This is a genomic window from Pseudomonas sp. FJ2-5-13, from assembly GCF_029201605.1.
Lineage (GTDB): Bacteria > Pseudomonadota > Gammaproteobacteria > Pseudomonadales > Pseudomonadaceae > Aquipseudomonas > Aquipseudomonas lactis.
Genome location: NZ_CP104045.1, coordinates 3,792,025 through 3,808,193 on the forward strand (window position 1 = coordinate 3,792,025; position 16,169 = coordinate 3,808,193).

Consider the following 16,169-nt stretch of genomic DNA (forward strand, 5'->3'; position numbering starts at 1 on the left):
CCTTGGCGATGGGGCGGGAATACCTTCATGGCCTGAACAACAGGCCGTGTGTTGATAGGAAACGAGGACAGTGAAATAAAATTTAACTAACTGGCGATCAGTGCGCTTCCCACTCACGCATACGCACCCGGCAGTGCTTCATCGCGTTGACGATGTGTTTTTCCACCAGGCTGCGGGAAATGCCCAGGCGTTCGGCGATTTGCAGGTGGGACAGGCCTTCGAGTTTGCGCAACAGGAAACTGTCGCGACAGGCCGCCGGCAACTCGGCCAGGGCGCGTTCGAGCATCTCCAGGCGCTGGCCCTGGTCGTGGCTGGCGTGGGGTGAACAGGCGGCGAAGCGTTCTTCGCTGTCCAGCACCTCTAGGGGCTCGGCCTGGCGCAAGGCGTTGCGCCGATGGCCGTCGATCACCAGGTTCAAGGCGGTGCGGTACAGGAAGGCGCGGGGTTGTTCGATCGGGTTGTCGCTTACACGCTCCAGCACCCGCACATAAGCGTCATGCACCACATCTTCGGCCACCTGACGGTTGCCCAGCTTGGCGTTGAGGAAACACACCAGCTCGCGATAGTAGTTTTCCACCATGACTCCTGACCCCACGGCCTTAATACCAACGACGCCCACCCTGTAGGAGCGAGCTTGCTCGCGAAAAACCCAAGAGCACATCCCCTTACCTGAATGCACCCGCAACCAATGGCGGTTTTGCCATCACCGATGATGGCAGTTTGAGCGTGTGCAATTTATAGTAATTCTCATCTACTTTTAAAGAACTCTCTCGTCAGCGGTCGAATTTTTTCTCCCACTGAGCTGTAACTACTTATGTAACAGCCTAAATTCCCGGGCATTTTCCTCGTTTACCTGTCAGCTCTGCGCGACTGCGCCCCGAACTTTCCTGGCTGGAAGCTACCGATGAAACGCCCTCGACCTGCCCGACGCGCCCTGCTTGTGGTGGCGTGCCTGATTCCCATCGTTGCGTTTGCCACCTGGCAGGGCTTGACGCCGGGCCGCGACGCCCTAGCCACCGTCACCGTGACCCGCGCCGACATCGAAAACAGCGTCACCGCCCTGGGCACCCTGCAACCGCGACGCTATGTGGACGTCGGCGCCCAGGCCTCCGGGCAGATCCGCAAGATCCACGTCGAGGCCGGCGACCAGGTCCAAGAGGGTCAGTTGCTGGTGGAGATCGACCCCGCCACGCAAAAAGCCAAGCTCGACGCCAGCCGCTATGCCATCGAAAACCTGCAGGCCCAGTTGCAGGAGCAGAAAGCCCAGCATCAACTCGCCCGCCAGAAGTACCAGCGCCAGCAGCGCCTGAGTGCCGGCAACGCCACCCGCGAAGAAGACGTGCAGACCGCCAAGGCTGAACTCAACGCGACCCAGGCACGGGTCGAGATGTTCCAGGCACAGATCCGCCAGGCCCAGGCCAGCCTGCGCAGCGATGAGGCCGAGTTGGGCTACACACGCATCTACGCGCCGATGACCGGCACCGTGGTGGCCGTGGACGCACGCGTCGGCCAGACCCTCAACGCGCAACAGCAAACCCCGCTGATCCTGCGCATCGCCAAGCTGTCACCCATGACGGTGTGGGCGGAAGTTTCCGAAGCCGACATCGGCCATGTCAAACCCGGCATGAGCGCGTATTTCACCACCCTGAGCGGTGGCAGCCGGCGCTGGACCAGCACCGTGCGCCAGATCCTGCCGATCCCGCCCAAGCCCTTGAACGAAACCCAGAGCAACGGCAGCCCGAGCAGTACCAGCAAGAGCGGCACTGGCCGAGTGGTGCTGTACACGGTGCTGCTCGACGTAGACAACGCCGACAACGCGCTGATGGCCGAGATGACCACCCAGGTCTTTTTCGTCGCCAGCCAAGTTAAAGATGCCCTCACCGTGCCGGTCGCCGCCTTGCAAGGCACGCCAGGTTCAGAGGCGCAAATCGCCCGAGTGGTGGCCAAGAACGGTGCCATCGAAGACCGCGAAGTGCGCTTGGGCATCAGCGACCGCCTGCGCGTCGAAGTGCTCGGCGGGCTGAACGAGGGCGACCACCTGTTGATCGGCCCGGCTGACAGCCATGGGGGCTGAATTGACCACGCCCCTGATTGAACTCAAAGGCCTGCGCAAATCCTACGGCGGCGGCGACAGCCCGCAGGTCGATGTGTTGCGTGGCATTGACCTGTCGATCCATGCCGGCGAGTTCGTCGCCATTGTCGGCGCGTCGGGCTCGGGCAAGTCGACGCTGATGAACATCCTCGGCTGCCTCGACCGCCCCACCGAGGGCGACTACCTGTTCGCCGGGGAAAACGTCGCCCACCTGGGCAGCGACGAACTGGCCTGGCTGCGCCGCGAAGCCTTCGGTTTTGTGTTCCAGGGCTACCATTTGATTCCCTCAGGCTCCGCCCAGGAAAACGTCGAGATGCCGGCGATCTATGCCGGCATCAGCGCCACCGAGCGTCATGCCCGCGCACGCGCCCTGCTCACCCGCCTGGGCCTGGCCGAACGCACCGGCAATCGGCCGCACCAGTTGTCCGGTGGGCAACAGCAACGGGTGTCCATCGCCCGCGCCCTGATGAACGGCGGCCATATCATCCTCGCCGATGAACCCACCGGCGCCCTCGACAGCCACAGCGGCGCGGAGGTCATGGCCTTGCTCGACGAACTGGCGAGCCAGGGCCATGTGGTCATCCTGATTACCCACGACCGTGAAGTGGCGGCGCGGGCCAACCGCATCATCGAGATTCGCGACGGCCAGATCATCAGCGATTCGGCTGACACCCGCGCGGCCATACCCAGCCTGGCGGCCGGCGCCTTGCACGCCGTGGACCTGCGCCAACGCCTGGCCGACGGCGCCGAGCACAATGGCGCCTGGAAAGCTGAATTGCTGGACGCGGTGCAAGCCGCCTGGCGGGTGATGTGGATCAACCGTTTTCGCACGGCGCTGACGCTGCTGGGCATCATCATCGGCGTCGCGTCGGTGGTGGTGATGCTGGCGGTGGGCGAAGGCAGCAAGCGCCAGGTCATGGCGCAGATGGGCGCGTTCGGTTCCAATATCATCTACCTCAGCGGTTCTTCGCCCAACCCACGTACGCCGCTGGGGATTGTGTCCCTCAACGACGTCGCCGCCCTGGCGACGCTGCCTCAGGTCAAGCGCATCATGCCCGTCAACGGCACCGACGCGGGTGTGCGCTTCGGCAACGTCGACTACATGGCTTACGTGGGGGGCAACGACACCAACTTCCCGGAGATCTTCAACTGGCCGGTGGTCGAGGGCAGCTATTTCACCGAGGCCGACGAACGCGCCGCCGCCACAGTCGCCGTGATTGGCGCACGCATCCGCCAAAAGTTGTTCAAGGACGTGGCCAACCCCATCGGCCAGTACATCCTGATCGAGAACGTGCCCTTCCAGGTGGTCGGCGTACTGGCGGAAAAAGGCTCAAGCTCCGGCAACAAGGACAGTGACGACCGTGTCGCCATTCCCTACAGCGCCGCCAGTGTCCGCCTGTTCGGCAGCTACAACCCCGAATACGTGGCGATTGCCACCACCGATGCGCGCAAGGTGCATGAAGCCGAACGCGCCATCGACCAATTGATGTTGAAGTTGCACAACGGCAAGCGCGACTACGAGTTGACCAACAATGCCGCGATGATCCAGGCCGAAGCGCGTACCCAGAACACCCTGTCGCTGATGCTCGGCTCGATTGCCGCGATTTCGCTGTTGGTGGGCGGCATCGGCGTGATGAATATCATGTTGATGACCGTGCGCGAACGCACCCGTGAAATCGGCATCCGCATGGCCACCGGGGCACGCCAGCGCGACATCCTGCGCCAGTTCCTCACCGAAGCGGTGATGCTTTCGGTGGTCGGTGGCCTGTTCGGTATTGCCCTGGCCTTGCTGGTGGGCGGCGTGCTGGTACTGGCTGAAGTGGCGGTGCAGTTTTCCCTGGTGGCGGTGCTCGGTGCGTTTGGCTGTGCGCTGGTCACCGGCGTCGTATTCGGCTTTATGCCGGCCCGTAAAGCTGCCCGGCTCGATCCGGTTAAGGCGTTGACCAGTGAATAAACGATCCATCACCCCGCCGTTGTCAGCGCTCAGCCTGTGCCTGTTGCTCACAGCTTGTGGCGCTAACCCACCCGCCATCGACAGCGGCATCGCTGCGCCCGCCGCCTGGCACTATGCCGAACGTGAGGCAAACCAGGCCACCAACCAACGCTGGTGGACGCAGTTTGGCAGCCCGGCGTTGAACCGCCTGATCGACCAGGCCCGCCGTGACAGCTTCGACGTAGCGGCCGCCATGGCGCGTGTCCGCCAGGCCCAGGCCACGGCGGTGATCGCCGGTGCACCGTTGTTGCCGGAGCTGAAGTTCAACCTCGGCGCCAGCCGTCAACGGCTGTTGCGCGGCAGCGGCAACTCCGAGCTGGACGCCACCGAGAGCAACAGGACCGTCACCAACTACGATGCCAACCTCACGGCCAGCTACGAAATCGACTTCTGGGGTGGCCGCGCCGCTGCCCGCGACAGCGCCGTGCACAGCCTGCAGGCCAGTGAGTTCGATCAGGCCAACGTGGAGCTCACCCTGCTCAGCAACGTGGCCGACCGCTACGCGCAAACCCTGGCCGCCCGCCAGCGCTTGCAGATTGCCGAGCTCAACCTGGCGAATGCGCGCAATGTACTGAACCTGGTGCAGACCCGCTTTGATGCCGGTTCCGCCACGGCCCTGGAACTGGCGCAACAGAAAAGCCTGGTGGCCGGTCAGCAACGGCAACTGCCACTGATCGAGCAATCGGCGGAAGAATCGCAGATCACCCTCGCCGCCTTGCTCGGCCAGCCCGTGCAGGCTCTGGAGTTGGGCACAGACCCCTTCCAGGCACTGAGCTGGCCGAGCATCGGGCCCGGTGTGCCCAGCCAGTTATTGAGCCGGCGCCCCGACCTCGCCCAGGCCGAGGCCCAGTTGGCGGCGGCCAGTGCCGACGTCACGGTGGCCCGTGCGGCCATGCTGCCGACGGTGACGTTGGGCGCAACGCTCGGCTCGGGCGCGTCCAAGGCCGAAGAGATCCTGCGCAGTCCCTTCTACACCCTGACCTCAGGCCTGATGGCGCCGATCTTCAACAATGGCCGGCTGAGCGCCGAGCGCGACAAGGCTCGGGCACGCCAGGATGAACTGCTGCAAACCTACCGCGGGGCGATCATCAACGGTTTTGCCGATGTAGAAAAAGCCCTCAGCAGCATCACCCGCCTGGACCAGCAACGCCAGTGGCAAACCGAGGAACTGCAACAGGCGCAGACCGCCTTTCAGATTGCCAAAAGCCGCTATGAGGCCGGCGCCGAAGACCTGCTCACGGTACTGGAAACCCAACGCACCCTGTACGACGCCCAGGACCAGAACGTGCTGCTGCGCCTGTCGCGCCTGCAAGCCAGCATCGCCCTGTACAAGGCGTTAGGCGGTGGCTGGAACACCGGTATCTGATAAACGAAACTCATATTTCATACATGAGTTGTTTCTTCACCTTACATTTTCCACCCCAAGGTCCTTGGTAAAAAAGCCGTTATCACACGGATGCCCGGGACCTCATGATGAAACCCAGCGTTGTTGTAAAAGGCCTGGCCTGCGTTGGCGGCTGGCTGATCACACACCTGGCGCTGGCCGAGCCCTTGATCGCGCCCACCGCGATCGACTGGCTGCTGGACTGCCCCCTCACTGCAACCACGCGCCTGGACCCGGAAGTGGTTGGCCGCACCCAATGCGGCCTGGTCAACGTGCCCCGCGACCATGCCGCACCCCAGCGCGGCCGCATACGCCTGAGCGTGACACGGGTAGGCGCACGGCAGCCGCTCAACCGTGAAGGTGTGGTGTTCATCCAGGCCGGCGACCCCCAACAGGCCAAAGGCGCACCGTTCGTCCTTCACCTGGCCAGTCGCTGGGAGTCGCTTGCCACCCAGGCCTATCGCACCCTGGTCGACCGTTATGACGTAATCGAGCTGAGCACCCGCGACCTGCGCCAAGGCAACGGCGTGGAACAGGCCGCGCAGGATATGGAATTCGTGCGTGGGCAACTGGGCGAGGCACGCCTCAACTACCTGGGCAACGCCGCGGCCACCCGCCTGGGCAGCCGCTACGGCACGTTGTTTCCCGAACGCGTCGGGCGCATGGTGCTGATCAATACCGAGCCTGGCGAACCACTTGCCACCGGTGTGGAACAGCTCTTGCTCAAGGAGTCGCCACGCGCAGGCGCTGACGGGTGTGTGAGCCGCTGGCTGGGGGATTTTCTGGCCTATGGCAAACAGCCGCCTTCGTCCGCACGCTGCCTGGACTTGGGCGCCTGGGAATAACCTGCGCATTTACGACCCCTATTCACCGAAAACGACCCCTTGCGTTGACGCACCTGCCCAATCGTTATTAAGTGCTATTTATCCGCATTAATACGATAAATCACCGCCATGCTGAGTCGACCGCTACGCCGCAAACGCCAGAAGCTGTCCGATGTGATTGTCGAGTCGGTCAAGCGCTCGATCGTCACCGACGCCTTGAAGCCCGGCGACCGCCTGCCCACCGAACGCGAGCTGATGGAAAGTTTCCAGTGCTCCAAGGGCTCGGCGCGAGAAGCGCTCAAGGCGCTGGAGGTCGAAGGCTTGGTGAGCACGCGCACCGGCCCCAGCGGCGGGGCTTACTTGAACCAGGCCGGCACTGAACCGGCCAGCCGCGCCTTGCGCAATTACCTGCACTTCCAGCACCTGGACGGCGAGCAGGTCTACCAACTGCGCAAGGTCATCGAAGTGGAACTGGCCGTGTCGGTGCTGGGGCGTTTGAGCGAAGACGATTACATCGCCCTGCAAGCCAACGTGGATTTTTGCAGCGCCCCCGAAGACAGCGAAGCCGGCCAGCGCGAGCAGCGCCTGGCGGAACTGGAGTTCCACAACCTGCTGGCCCGGGCCTGCCCCAACCCGCTGCTGAGCTTCATGGCGCAGTTTCTCAATGACTTGCTGCGCGACCTGGTGGTGCTGAAAAAAGCCTACAAGCCCAAGCGCAAGCAATTCGACGCGGCCAACCTGGACTATCACAAGCAACTGCTGATCGCCTTTCGCGCCGGGGATGAAAGCGCGGTGCGCAGCTTGATGCATGAACACATGTGCGATGCCGAACACCATATGACCGCGCTGGAAGGCCAGGTAAGCCCGCACTTCCTACTGGAGTTCGACCACTCATAAGCACACAGGCAATCAACTGTGGGAGCGGGCTTGCTCGCGAATGCGGTGGGTCAGCTACGCATGCAGTGACTGACACACCGCATTCGCGAGCAAGCCCGCTCCCACATTTCGACCTGGTTCCAACCTTTAGATCGGTTCACTCAGTCCAATAACAAGCCTGCCCACAGGCCCTTGCTCCACCGTATCGCCCTTGCCGCTCCTGCCAATAACTAAACCAGGGAGTCACCCCATGCAGCGTCGTACGTTATTGAAAGCCAGCCTCACCGCAGCCGCCGCCCTCAGCCTTCCGCTGGGCGTGCGTTCGGCATTCGCCGCCGAGCCTTTTACCTTTTACGGCCTCAAGTCCATGTCTGGCGCCTTTGCCAGCTATGGCAAATTTGCCGACATGGGTTCGCGCCTGGCGGTGCAGCAACACCCCCAATTACTCGGCCGCCCGCTGAACTACAAAGTCATCGACACCGAAGGCAACGCCGGCAAGGCAGTGCGCAAAGTGCAAGAGGCCATCGCGCAGGACGGCGCACGGTTCTTCCAGGGCTGCACGCTGTCGTCTTCCGCCCTGGCAGTGGCCAAGGAAGTGGACAAGGCCAGCGGTGTGTTCATGACCCCGGTGGGCGCCGATGAAGTCACAGGCAAGGACTGCAACAAGGCGACCTTCCGCTGGTCGGTGCCCACCTACGGCGCGATCCGCGAAACCATGGTGCCGCTGATCAAGCTGCTGCCGGACGCCAAGCGCTGGTACACCATCACCCCGCAATACGTGTTCGGCGAAGCCTTGCTCGAAGGCGCCAAGAACGTGCTCAAGGAGCACGGCCTGGAACACGTGGGCAACAGCTACCACTCGCTGCAGGAACAGGAATTTTCCGGTTACCTGACCAACGCCATTTCTACCAAGCCCGATGTGCTGGTGCTGCTCAACTTTGGCAGCCAGTCGTCCAACACCTTGCGCCAGGCCGTTAACTTCGGCATCAAGGAGCGCATGAAGGTGCTGCTGGTGTGGTCTGCCGGCCTGGATCAGTTCCAGGAGCTGGGCAGCGATGTGCTCGAGGGCGTGTACCTCGGCGCGCAGTACTGGCACCAGGTCGACACCCCGCTCAACCGCGAACTGGTCAAGCTGACCCAGGCCACCTACGGCATCAACCCCACCTACCCGCTGGCCGCCGATTACATCAGCACCAAAGTCATGCTCGACACCATCATCGCTACCGGCAGCTTCGACGGCCCGACCGTGGCCAAGGCCATGCAGGGCTTGAGCTACGAAGGCCCGACCGGCAAGGAGTCGATCCGCGCCGGCGACCACCAGGTGATCAAGGATTACTACCTGCTGATCGGCAAGGCCAGCGGCGACATGGCCGACAAGGACGACCTGGCCAAAGTGCTCAGCGCTGGCCAGTCGTTCCCTGCGGTCGAGGCGACGGGCTGCACGCTCGGCTGACCGCTTAATTTTTTGTCGCGCAGGGCCGTGCAAGCGGCCGTCTGCGGAGGGTGCCTGCATGCTTAATCTGTACCTGTTCCAGATTCTCAACGGCCTCGGGTTGGGGATGATCTACTTCCTGATCGCGGTGGGGCTGACGATCATTTTCGGCCTGCTCAACTTCGTCAACTTCGCCCACGGCGCGTTCTTCCTGCTCGGCGCCTACATCTGCTACACCGCGGTGAGCCTCACCGGCAACTTCTGGCTGGCGCTGCTGATCGCGCCGCTAGTGGTGGCCGCACTGGCCTGGGTGATCGAGCGCTTGCTGATCCAGCGCATCTACCACTTGCCGCACATGTTCCAGATTCTGGTGACCCTGGGGATCGCCCTGATCATCCAGGAAGCCAGCGTGATGATCTGGGGGCCGGTGGGCAAAAGCGTCGCCGTGCCGGAACTGTTGCGCGGCGTGCTGGTGGTGGGTGATTTCGTCTACCCCTACTACCGCCTGTTCCTCATCGTGTTTTCCGCGCTGGTGGGCCTGGGCCTGTGGCTGCTGCTGGAGCGCACGCGCTTCGGTGCCCTGGTGCGCGCCGGCAGTGAAAGCACCGAAACCGTGTCGCTGCTGGGCACCAATATTTTCCGCCTGTTCTCCATGACCTTCGCCCTCGGCGTCGCTCTGGCCGGTGTCGCCGGGGTGTTGTTCGCGCCCTTGCGCGGCGCCCAGCCCTTCGTCGGCCCGGAGATTCTGGGCATCGCCTTCGTGGTGGTGGTGATCGGCGGCATGGGCTCGTTCAGCGGTGCGCTGGTCGGCGGTTTGCTGGTGGGCGTGGTGCAAAGCCTGATGACCACACTCTGGCCCCAGGGTGCGAGCCTGATGATCTACGGCGCCATGGCCGTGGTGATTCTGGTGCGCCCTTACGGCCTGTTCGGGAGAGCCTGACATGAGCGAGAAAAACCCCCTGCCGTTCGCCAAGACCCAATCCAGAGCCATGTTGCTGTGGGTGCTGGCCGTGCTGATCGGCCTGCCGTTGGTGTTGCCCTCGGCGACCCTGGCCACCGAGATCCTGATCTTTGCCATGGCCGCCCTGGCCTGCAACCTGCTGCTGGGCTACACCGGGCTGCTGTCCTTCGGCCAAGGCATCTTCTTTGGTGCCGGTGCTTATTGTGCGGCGCTGTTGATGATCCACCTGCAAATGGGCCTGTTCATGGCGTTGCTGGGCGCAGCGCTGGCCGGTGGCGTGCTGGCCTTGCTGGTGGGCGCCCTGGCGATTCGCCGCACGGGCATTTACTTCGTGATGCTCACGTTAGCGTTCAGCCAGATGGCTTACTTTGTCGCCTACACCTTGAGCGACTGGACCGGCGGCGACAACGGCCTGCTCAGCGTGCCGCGCCCGGAAATCCGGGTGGGTGACACCGTGCTGCTGTCCCTGGCCGATGCCCGCGCCTTCTATGGTTTTGTCGCGGTGCTGTTCCTGCTGATCTTCATCGGCGCACGTCGGGTGATCGCCTCACCGTTTGGCAGCACGCTGATGGCGATCCGCGAGAATGAAACCCGCGCCTCGGCCATCGGCTACGACACGCGCCACTTCAAGATCCTGGTGTTCGTGCTGTCCGGCGCGGTCACCGGGATTGCCGGGGCGCTGTACGCCATGCTGCTGCACTTTGTGCCGCTGTCCAATATCGACCTGGCGATGTCCGAGAACATCCTGATCATGACCATCGTCGGCGGCACCGGCTCGCTGTTCGGCTCACTGCTGGGCGCCGGCTCCATCGTGCTGCTGGGCGACTTTCTCTCCGACCTGTGGCCGCGTTGGCTGATGCTGCTGGGGGTGATCCTGATCCTGGTGGTGATCTTCATGCGCGGCGGGTTGTGGGGCGGCCTCGCGTCGCTGTTCGAGAAGGTGCGCGGCACGCGCAAACCCGTGGTCGTCGCCAAGGAGGACGGGCTATGAGTATCTTGCTGGAAACCCAAAACCTGGAGCTGGCCTACGGCGCGTTCCATGCGGTCAATGGCGTCAACCTCAAGGTTGAAGCCGGCACCATCCACACCATCATCGGCCCCAACGGCGCCGGCAAGACCAGCCTGTTCCATTGCCTCACCGGTGAACGCCAGGCCACCGCCGGGGCGATCCATTTCGACGGCAAGAACCTGATGCGCAAGCCCGCCCACGGCCGCGTCGGCCTGGGCATGGCGCGTTCGTTCCAGCTCACCAGCCTGTTCCAGAACCTCAGCGTGCGCGAGAACCTGCGACTGGCCGCCCAAGGCCGCGACGGCGTGCGCGCCTTGAATTTCTGGCGTCGGGTCGACAGCAAGCGCGAGCATCTGGAGATGGCCGACCAGGTGCTGGAGCGCCTGCAACTCACGGCCCGCGCCGACACCCTGGCCGGTGAGTTGTCCCACGGCCAGCAACGGGTGCTGGAGGTGGGCATGTCGATCTGCTCCAAACCCAAACTGTTGATGCTCGACGAGCCCACCTCGGGCATGGGCATCGACGATATCCCGATCATGACCCAACTGATCAGCGACCTTGGCCGCGACCATACGGTGCTGTTGATCGAACACAACATGAGCATCGTCATGTCCATCAGCCAACGCATCACGGTGATGAGCCACGGGCAGATCCTGGTGGAAGGCACGCCGGAATTCGTGCGTGCCGATGAACGTGTGCGCACTGCCTATCTTGGGGAGGCTGCCTGATGCTGATCGTCGAGAATATCCATTCCTACTACGACAAAAGCCATGTGCTGGAGGGCGTCTCGCTGAGCGTCAACCCCGGCGAACTGGTGACCCTGCTGGGCCGTAACGGCGCCGGCAAGACCACCACCCTGCGCAGCATCCTCGGCATCATCTGCCCGCGCCAGGGCCAGATCCACTTCAACGGCCAGGCGCTGGTGGGGCAAAAGATCTTTGAAATTGCGCGCCAGGGCTTGGCGCTGGTGCCGGAAAACCGCGGGATTTTCCGCCTGCTGACGGTGGAGGAAAACCTGCGCATCGCCGCCCGCAAGCACAGCCGCTGGCAACTGGAAGACGTGTACGCCATGTTCCCGCGCCTCAAGGAGCGGCGCAAAAACGCCGGCCACGCGTTGTCCGGCGGCGAACAGCAGATGCTCGCCATCGCCCGCGCCCTGCTTAACGACCCCAAGCTGCTGATCCTCGACGAACCCACTGAAGGCCTGGCCCCGGTGATCGTCGACGAGCTGGTGAAGATCCTGCGCAAGGTCAAGGACGAGGGCCTGCCGGTATTGCTGGTGGAACAGAACCTGATGGTCTGCGACAAGCTCGCCGACCGCCATTACGTGCTCGAACAGGGCCGCGTGGTGTACGAGGGCAGCGCCGCTGACTTCCGCGCCGACCCGAGCATCAAAAACCGTTACCTGGCCTTGAGTGCCTGAGTGGAGATTCCTGATGAACAGTCTTGCGCAACCGCTCCAGAGCAATGCCCCACTGATCAACCGCGACCGCTTGTGGCAGTCGCTGATGGACCTGGCCCAGCTCGGCGCCACGGCCAAGGGCGGCGTGTGTCGCCTGGCCCTCACCGACCTGGACCGCCAGGCCCGCGACCTGTTTGTGCAGTGGTGCGAAGCCGCCGGGTGCAGCGTCAGTGTGGATGCCATCGGCAATATTTTCGCGCGGCGCCCTGGCCGCAACCCTGCCCTGCCCCCGGTGATGACCGGCAGCCATATCGACACCCAGCCCACCGGCGGCAAGTTCGACGGCTGCTACGGGGTGATGGCCGGGCTGGAAGTGATCCGTACACTGAATGACCTGCAGATCGAAACCCAGGCACCGATCGAAGTGGTGGTGTGGACCAACGAAGAAGGCTCACGCTTCCCGCCGTGCATGATGGGCTCCGGGGTATTTGCCGGGAAGTTCGACTTGCAGGACACCCTCGACAAGTGCGACGACCAGGGCCTGTCGGTAGGCAGCGAATTGCAGCGCATCGGCTATGCCGGTGCCCGTGCGGTGCTGGGCCACCCAGTGGGGGCGTATTTCGAAGCGCATATCGAGCAAGGCCCGGTGTTGGAGGACCGGGCGATTACCCTGGGCGTGGTGATGGGCTGCCTGGGCCAGAAGTGGTTCGACCTGACCCTCACTGGCGTAGAGGCGCATGCAGGCCCTACGCCCATGCACCTGCGCAAGGACGCCCTGGTGGGCGCTGCCGAGGTGGTCAGTGCGGTCAACCGAATCGCCCATCAGCATCAGCCTCACGCCTGCGGCACCGTTGGCTGCCTGAACCTGCACCCTGGCTCGCGCAACGTGATCCCCGGCCAAGTAAACATGACCATCGACCTGCGCCACCTGCACGCCGACAAGCTGCAAGCCATGGTCGATGAAGTGCACGCAGTGATCGAAGACTCGGCCGCCCGCCACGGCTTGACGTTTGAACTGACGCCCACCGCCGACTTCCCGCCGCTGGACTTTCACCCGACCTGCGTCAATGCCGTGCGCGAGGCTGCCCAGGCATTGGGCTTGAGCCATATGGACATCGTCAGCGGCGCCGGGCATGACGCGATTTTCGTCGCTGAACTGGGCCCGGCCGGGATGATCTTTGTGCCGTGCGAAGGCGGTATCAGCCATAACGAAATCGAAAACGCCGCGCCGGATGACCTGGCGGCGGGTTGCGCGGTGTTGCTGCGCGCCATGGTGAATGCGGCCCAGGGGGATCTGGCATGAGTGAGATTGGCCAACTGACAGCGGTGCAGCTATTGCAGCATTTTCGCGACAAAAGCGTGTCCCCCGTAGAGGTCACTGAAGATGCGCTGCTACGCATCGAGCGCTATAACCCGGTGGTGAATGCCTACTGCCATGTCGACCCGCAAGGCGCTCTCGACGCTGCGCGGGCGTCGGAACAACGCTGGCTCAAGGGCGAACCTTGCGGTGCGCTGGATGGCGTGCCGGCGTCGATCAAAGACCTGACGCTGACGGTCGGCATGCCCACGCGCAAAGGCTCACGCACCTCATCCGCCGAGGGCCCATGGGACGTGGACGCGCCCTTCTCGGCCTTCATGCGCAAGGCCGGCGCGGTGCTGCTGGGCAAGACCACCACCCCGGAATTCGGCTGGAAAGGCGTGACCGACAACCCGCTGTACGGCATCACCCGCAACCCGTGGGACACGCGCACTACCGCCGGTGGTTCCTCCGGAGGTGCCGGTGCGGCAGCGGCGTTGAACTTGGGCGTGCTGCACCAGGGCAGCGACGCCGGCGGTTCGATCCGCATTCCCTGTGCGTTTACCGGCACCTTCGGGATCAAGCCGACCTTCGGCTATGTGCCGCAATGGCCGGCCAGTTCCATGACGATCCTGTCGCACCTGGGGCCGATGACGCGCACCGTGGAAGACAGCGTGCTGATGCTGCAAGCCGTGGCCCAGCCAGATGCGCGGGACGGCCTGATCGGCGCGCCGCGAACCACGCCCTGGCTCGTTCCTGGAGCGGACTTGAAGGGATTGCGTGTCGCCTACAGCCCCACGTTCGGCTATGCGAAGGTCGATCCGCAGGTCGCCCAGGTGGTGGATCAGGCGGTGCAGGGCCTGGTGCAACTGGGCGCCCATGTCGAACAAATCGACCCTGGCTTCAGCGACCCGCTGGAGGTGTTCAGCACCCTATGGGCTGCCGGCGCAGCACGCCTGACCGGCACAATGAGCGAGGCGCAAAAGCAACAGCTCGACCCCGGGTTGCTGCGTATTGCACAGCGGGGCGAACGCTTGAGCCTGAATGATTTCAACACGGCCCTGGAAGCCCGAGCGGCGCTGGTGGCACGGATGGCCGCGTTCCATGAGCATTACGATGTGCTGGTGTCGCCGATGATGCCGATCACCGCATTCGAAGCCGGGTACAACGTACCGCCGGGCTCAGGGATGACTGAGTGGATGCAATGGACGCCGTTCACCTACCCCTTCAACCTCACCCAACAACCGGCGGCGTCAGTGCCGTGCGGGTTGGCAGCGAATGGCCTACCGGTGGGCTTGCACGTGGTGGGCGCGCGGTTTGCCGATGAGCAGGTGTTAAGGGTGTGTCACGCGTATGCAAAGGCATTCCCCACAGAACACTTGCACACACCGAGAAGCCCGACCTGATATACCCACAACTGTGGGAGCTGGCTTGCCTGCGATAGCGCAGGCTCAGTCAGCACATTGGCCTCTGAAACACCGCCGTCGCAGCGTCTACACAATTTTGTAGGTTGTAGCAGCCAACGGTAACCACGATGCGAAGCGAGCCGCTCTTGATCTGCTTTTGATCTTGATCTCAAGCGCCCCGTCAAACCACGCTGGCCGGAATTCGACAGGGATTTGGGGGGTAAACCGGCAGGGATGCCGGTTTAGCCGCCCCGCGCCATGGATGGCGCGTGGCGGCGGCCCCCCAAATCACTGGCGGATTACGGGCACACCGAGCCTATGCGAGGTGCCGAGTGGTGGGGCAAGAGCGTTTTGCTTACTTTTGCGCTGTTCAAAAGTGAGCCGCCGTCAGGGCGGAACCCTAAGTGGCCGTTACCGCAGCAATGGATATGTACTCATTCCAACCCAACGAAATGGTCGACCAGAAGGCCGCCTTCGCGAGCAAGCCCGCTCCCACAGTTGGATCGCGAGGTGTCAGGTAGATAGGTATCGGCTGTGAGGACGCCATCGCAGGCAAGCCAGCTCCCACAGGTTTGACCGCATTCCTTTACACTGTCCCCCATTCATCACCCGGGGCGCTTATGGACATCGAACTGGCACGCACCTTCCTCGAAATCACCCGCTGCGGCAGCCTGGCCGCAGCGGCCGAGAAACTGCACGTCACCCAGACCGCCATCACCGCTCGTGTGAAGAACCTGGAAAGCCAGTTGGGTAGTACACTGTTCGTGCGCAACCGTGCCGGTGCGCGGCTGACCGCCGACGGCGAGGCGTTCGTGGTGTACGCCAACCAATTGCTGCAAACCTGGGAAGCGGCGCGCCGCGACCTGCCATTGCCAGACGGCTATCGCAACGTGCTGCATATCGGCGGTGCAGTCAGCCTGTGCAACCCATTGATGCTCGGCTGGGCCAAGGCGCTGCGCGAGCACATACCAGGCCACGCGCTGCGCACCGAAGTGCGTGAAGGCGAGTACCTGCTGCGCCAACTGGAGTTGGGCGTGCTCGACGCCGCCCTGGTGTTCCAGCCGCAATACTGGCCGGGCTTGCAGGTGGAGCAGGTGCTGGAAGAAAAACTGATTCTGGTGCAACTGGCGAGCAAACCCGAGCCTTACGTGTATATCGACTGGGGCCAGGGTTTTCGCCAGCAGCACGACGCCGCCCTGCCCGACCGTGCGCGTGCTGCGGTGAGTTTCAACCTGGGGCCGCTGGCATTGCAGTACATATTGGAGAATGGCGGTGCTGGCTACTTCCGCACACGGGTGGTGCAGAGCTACCTGGACAGCGGCGTGATGCAGCGCGTGCCCAAGGCGCCGGAATTCAGCTTCCCGACCTACCTGGTGTATTCGCGGGCGCGGGATTCGGCGGTGTTGCAACAGGCTTTGGAGCTGCTACGCACAGTGGTGAAAGCCGAAGGCGACTGGTCGCAACGCTGGGACCCGCTGATTTGAATCACTCTA

General features: G+C 63.4%; 14 protein-coding genes. 13 read left to right on the forward strand and 1 reads right to left on the reverse strand.

Annotated features, from left to right (window positions below):
* Positions 1 to 97 precede the first annotated feature (97 nt).
* On the reverse strand, positions 98 to 580 hold the full coding sequence (locus tag N2A98_RS16595) for a sigma-70 family RNA polymerase sigma factor (protein ID WP_069558655.1): 483 nt from the start codon (positions 578 to 580) through the stop codon (positions 98 to 100).
* A gap of 324 nt (positions 581 to 904) precedes the next feature.
* Here N2A98_RS16595 and N2A98_RS16600 point away from each other — a divergent pair, with 324 nt between their 5' ends.
* The 13 genes from N2A98_RS16600 (at position 905) to N2A98_RS16660 (ending at position 16,160) form a co-directional block, all read left to right on the forward strand.
* Complete coding sequence (locus tag N2A98_RS16600) at positions 905 to 2,074, forward strand: efflux RND transporter periplasmic adaptor subunit (RefSeq protein ID WP_275622345.1); 1,170 nt, start codon at positions 905 to 907, stop codon at positions 2,072 to 2,074.
* Complete coding sequence (locus N2A98_RS16605) at positions 2,064 to 4,046, forward strand: MacB family efflux pump subunit (protein ID WP_161952187.1); 1,983 nt, start codon at positions 2,064 to 2,066, stop codon at positions 4,044 to 4,046. The genes N2A98_RS16600 and N2A98_RS16605 overlap by 11 nt, the downstream gene beginning before the upstream one ends.
* The gene (locus N2A98_RS16610) at positions 4,039 to 5,451 is read left to right on the forward strand and encodes an efflux transporter outer membrane subunit (protein WP_275622346.1); all 1,413 of its coding nucleotides are present in this window, start codon (positions 4,039 to 4,041) and stop codon (positions 5,449 to 5,451) included. Before N2A98_RS16605 ends, N2A98_RS16610 begins: the two co-directional genes overlap by 8 nt.
* A gap of 107 nt (positions 5,452 to 5,558) precedes the next feature.
* A complete protein-coding gene (locus tag N2A98_RS16615; RefSeq protein WP_275622347.1) occupies positions 5,559 to 6,314 on the forward strand; it encodes an alpha/beta hydrolase in 756 nt (251 codons plus the stop codon).
* A 108-nt stretch (positions 6,315 to 6,422) separates the two neighbouring features.
* Positions 6,423 to 7,190 carry an FCD domain-containing protein gene (locus tag N2A98_RS16620; RefSeq protein WP_032896439.1) on the forward strand — a complete coding sequence of 256 codons (768 nt, stop codon included), beginning with the start codon at positions 6,423 to 6,425 and terminating at the stop codon, positions 7,188 to 7,190.
* Positions 7,191 to 7,419: 229 nt separating this feature from the next.
* The gene (locus N2A98_RS16625) at positions 7,420 to 8,622 is read left to right on the forward strand and encodes an ABC transporter substrate-binding protein (protein ID WP_275622348.1); all 1,203 of its coding nucleotides are present in this window, start codon (positions 7,420 to 7,422) and stop codon (positions 8,620 to 8,622) included.
* A 58-nt stretch (positions 8,623 to 8,680) separates the two neighbouring features.
* Entirely contained in the window at positions 8,681 to 9,541 is an 861-nt protein-coding gene (locus N2A98_RS16630; RefSeq protein ID WP_044274690.1) for a branched-chain amino acid ABC transporter permease, read from the forward strand.
* 1 nt (position 9,542) lies between these two features.
* Positions 9,543 to 10,553 carry a branched-chain amino acid ABC transporter permease gene (locus tag N2A98_RS16635; protein ID WP_047711223.1) on the forward strand — a complete coding sequence of 337 codons (1,011 nt, stop codon included), beginning with the start codon at positions 9,543 to 9,545 and terminating at the stop codon, positions 10,551 to 10,553.
* A complete protein-coding gene (locus tag N2A98_RS16640; protein WP_044274692.1) occupies positions 10,550 to 11,299 on the forward strand; it encodes an ABC transporter ATP-binding protein in 750 nt (249 codons plus the stop codon). The genes N2A98_RS16635 and N2A98_RS16640 overlap by 4 nt, the downstream gene beginning before the upstream one ends.
* Entirely contained in the window at positions 11,299 to 11,994 is a 696-nt protein-coding gene (locus N2A98_RS16645; protein WP_044274693.1) for an ABC transporter ATP-binding protein, read from the forward strand. The genes N2A98_RS16640 and N2A98_RS16645 overlap by 1 nt, the downstream gene beginning before the upstream one ends.
* 13 nt (positions 11,995 to 12,007) lie before the next feature.
* A complete protein-coding gene (locus N2A98_RS16650) occupies positions 12,008 to 13,276 on the forward strand; it encodes a Zn-dependent hydrolase (protein ID WP_275622349.1) in 1,269 nt (422 codons plus the stop codon).
* On the forward strand, positions 13,273 to 14,676 hold the full coding sequence (locus N2A98_RS16655) for an amidase (protein WP_275622350.1): 1,404 nt from the start codon (positions 13,273 to 13,275) through the stop codon (positions 14,674 to 14,676). Before N2A98_RS16650 ends, N2A98_RS16655 begins: the two co-directional genes overlap by 4 nt.
* Positions 14,677 to 15,296: 620 nt before the next feature.
* The gene (locus N2A98_RS16660; RefSeq protein ID WP_275622351.1) at positions 15,297 to 16,160 is read left to right on the forward strand and encodes a LysR family transcriptional regulator; all 864 of its coding nucleotides are present in this window, start codon (positions 15,297 to 15,299) and stop codon (positions 16,158 to 16,160) included.
* Positions 16,161 to 16,169 lie beyond the last annotated feature (9 nt).

Bases quoted from the DNA above. Each gene is read 5' to 3' on its own strand.
- N2A98_RS16620 (WP_032896439.1), top strand. From the start codon at position 6,423: ATGCTGAGTCGACCGCTACGCCGCAAACGCCAGAAGCTGTCCGATGTG.
- N2A98_RS16650 (WP_275622349.1), top strand. From the start codon at position 12,008: ATGAACAGTCTTGCGCAACCGCTCCAGAGCAATGCCCCACTGATCAAC.
- N2A98_RS16625 (WP_275622348.1), top strand. From the start codon at position 7,420: ATGCAGCGTCGTACGTTATTGAAAGCCAGCCTCACCGCAGCCGCCGCC.
- N2A98_RS16600 (WP_275622345.1), top strand. From the start codon at position 905: ATGAAACGCCCTCGACCTGCCCGACGCGCCCTGCTTGTGGTGGCGTGC.
- N2A98_RS16595 (WP_069558655.1), bottom strand. From the start codon at position 580: ATGGTGGAAAACTACTATCGCGAGCTGGTGTGTTTCCTCAACGCCAAG.
- N2A98_RS16640 (WP_044274692.1), top strand. From the start codon at position 10,550: ATGAGTATCTTGCTGGAAACCCAAAACCTGGAGCTGGCCTACGGCGCG.
- N2A98_RS16655 (WP_275622350.1), top strand. From the start codon at position 13,273: ATGAGTGAGATTGGCCAACTGACAGCGGTGCAGCTATTGCAGCATTTT.
- N2A98_RS16615 (WP_275622347.1), top strand. From the start codon at position 5,559: ATGAAACCCAGCGTTGTTGTAAAAGGCCTGGCCTGCGTTGGCGGCTGG.
- N2A98_RS16605 (WP_161952187.1), top strand. From the start codon at position 2,064: ATGGGGGCTGAATTGACCACGCCCCTGATTGAACTCAAAGGCCTGCGC.
- N2A98_RS16630 (WP_044274690.1), top strand. From the start codon at position 8,681: ATGCTTAATCTGTACCTGTTCCAGATTCTCAACGGCCTCGGGTTGGGG.
- N2A98_RS16660 (WP_275622351.1), top strand. From the start codon at position 15,297: ATGGACATCGAACTGGCACGCACCTTCCTCGAAATCACCCGCTGCGGC.
- N2A98_RS16635 (WP_047711223.1), top strand. From the start codon at position 9,543: ATGAGCGAGAAAAACCCCCTGCCGTTCGCCAAGACCCAATCCAGAGCC.
- N2A98_RS16645 (WP_044274693.1), top strand. From the start codon at position 11,299: ATGCTGATCGTCGAGAATATCCATTCCTACTACGACAAAAGCCATGTG.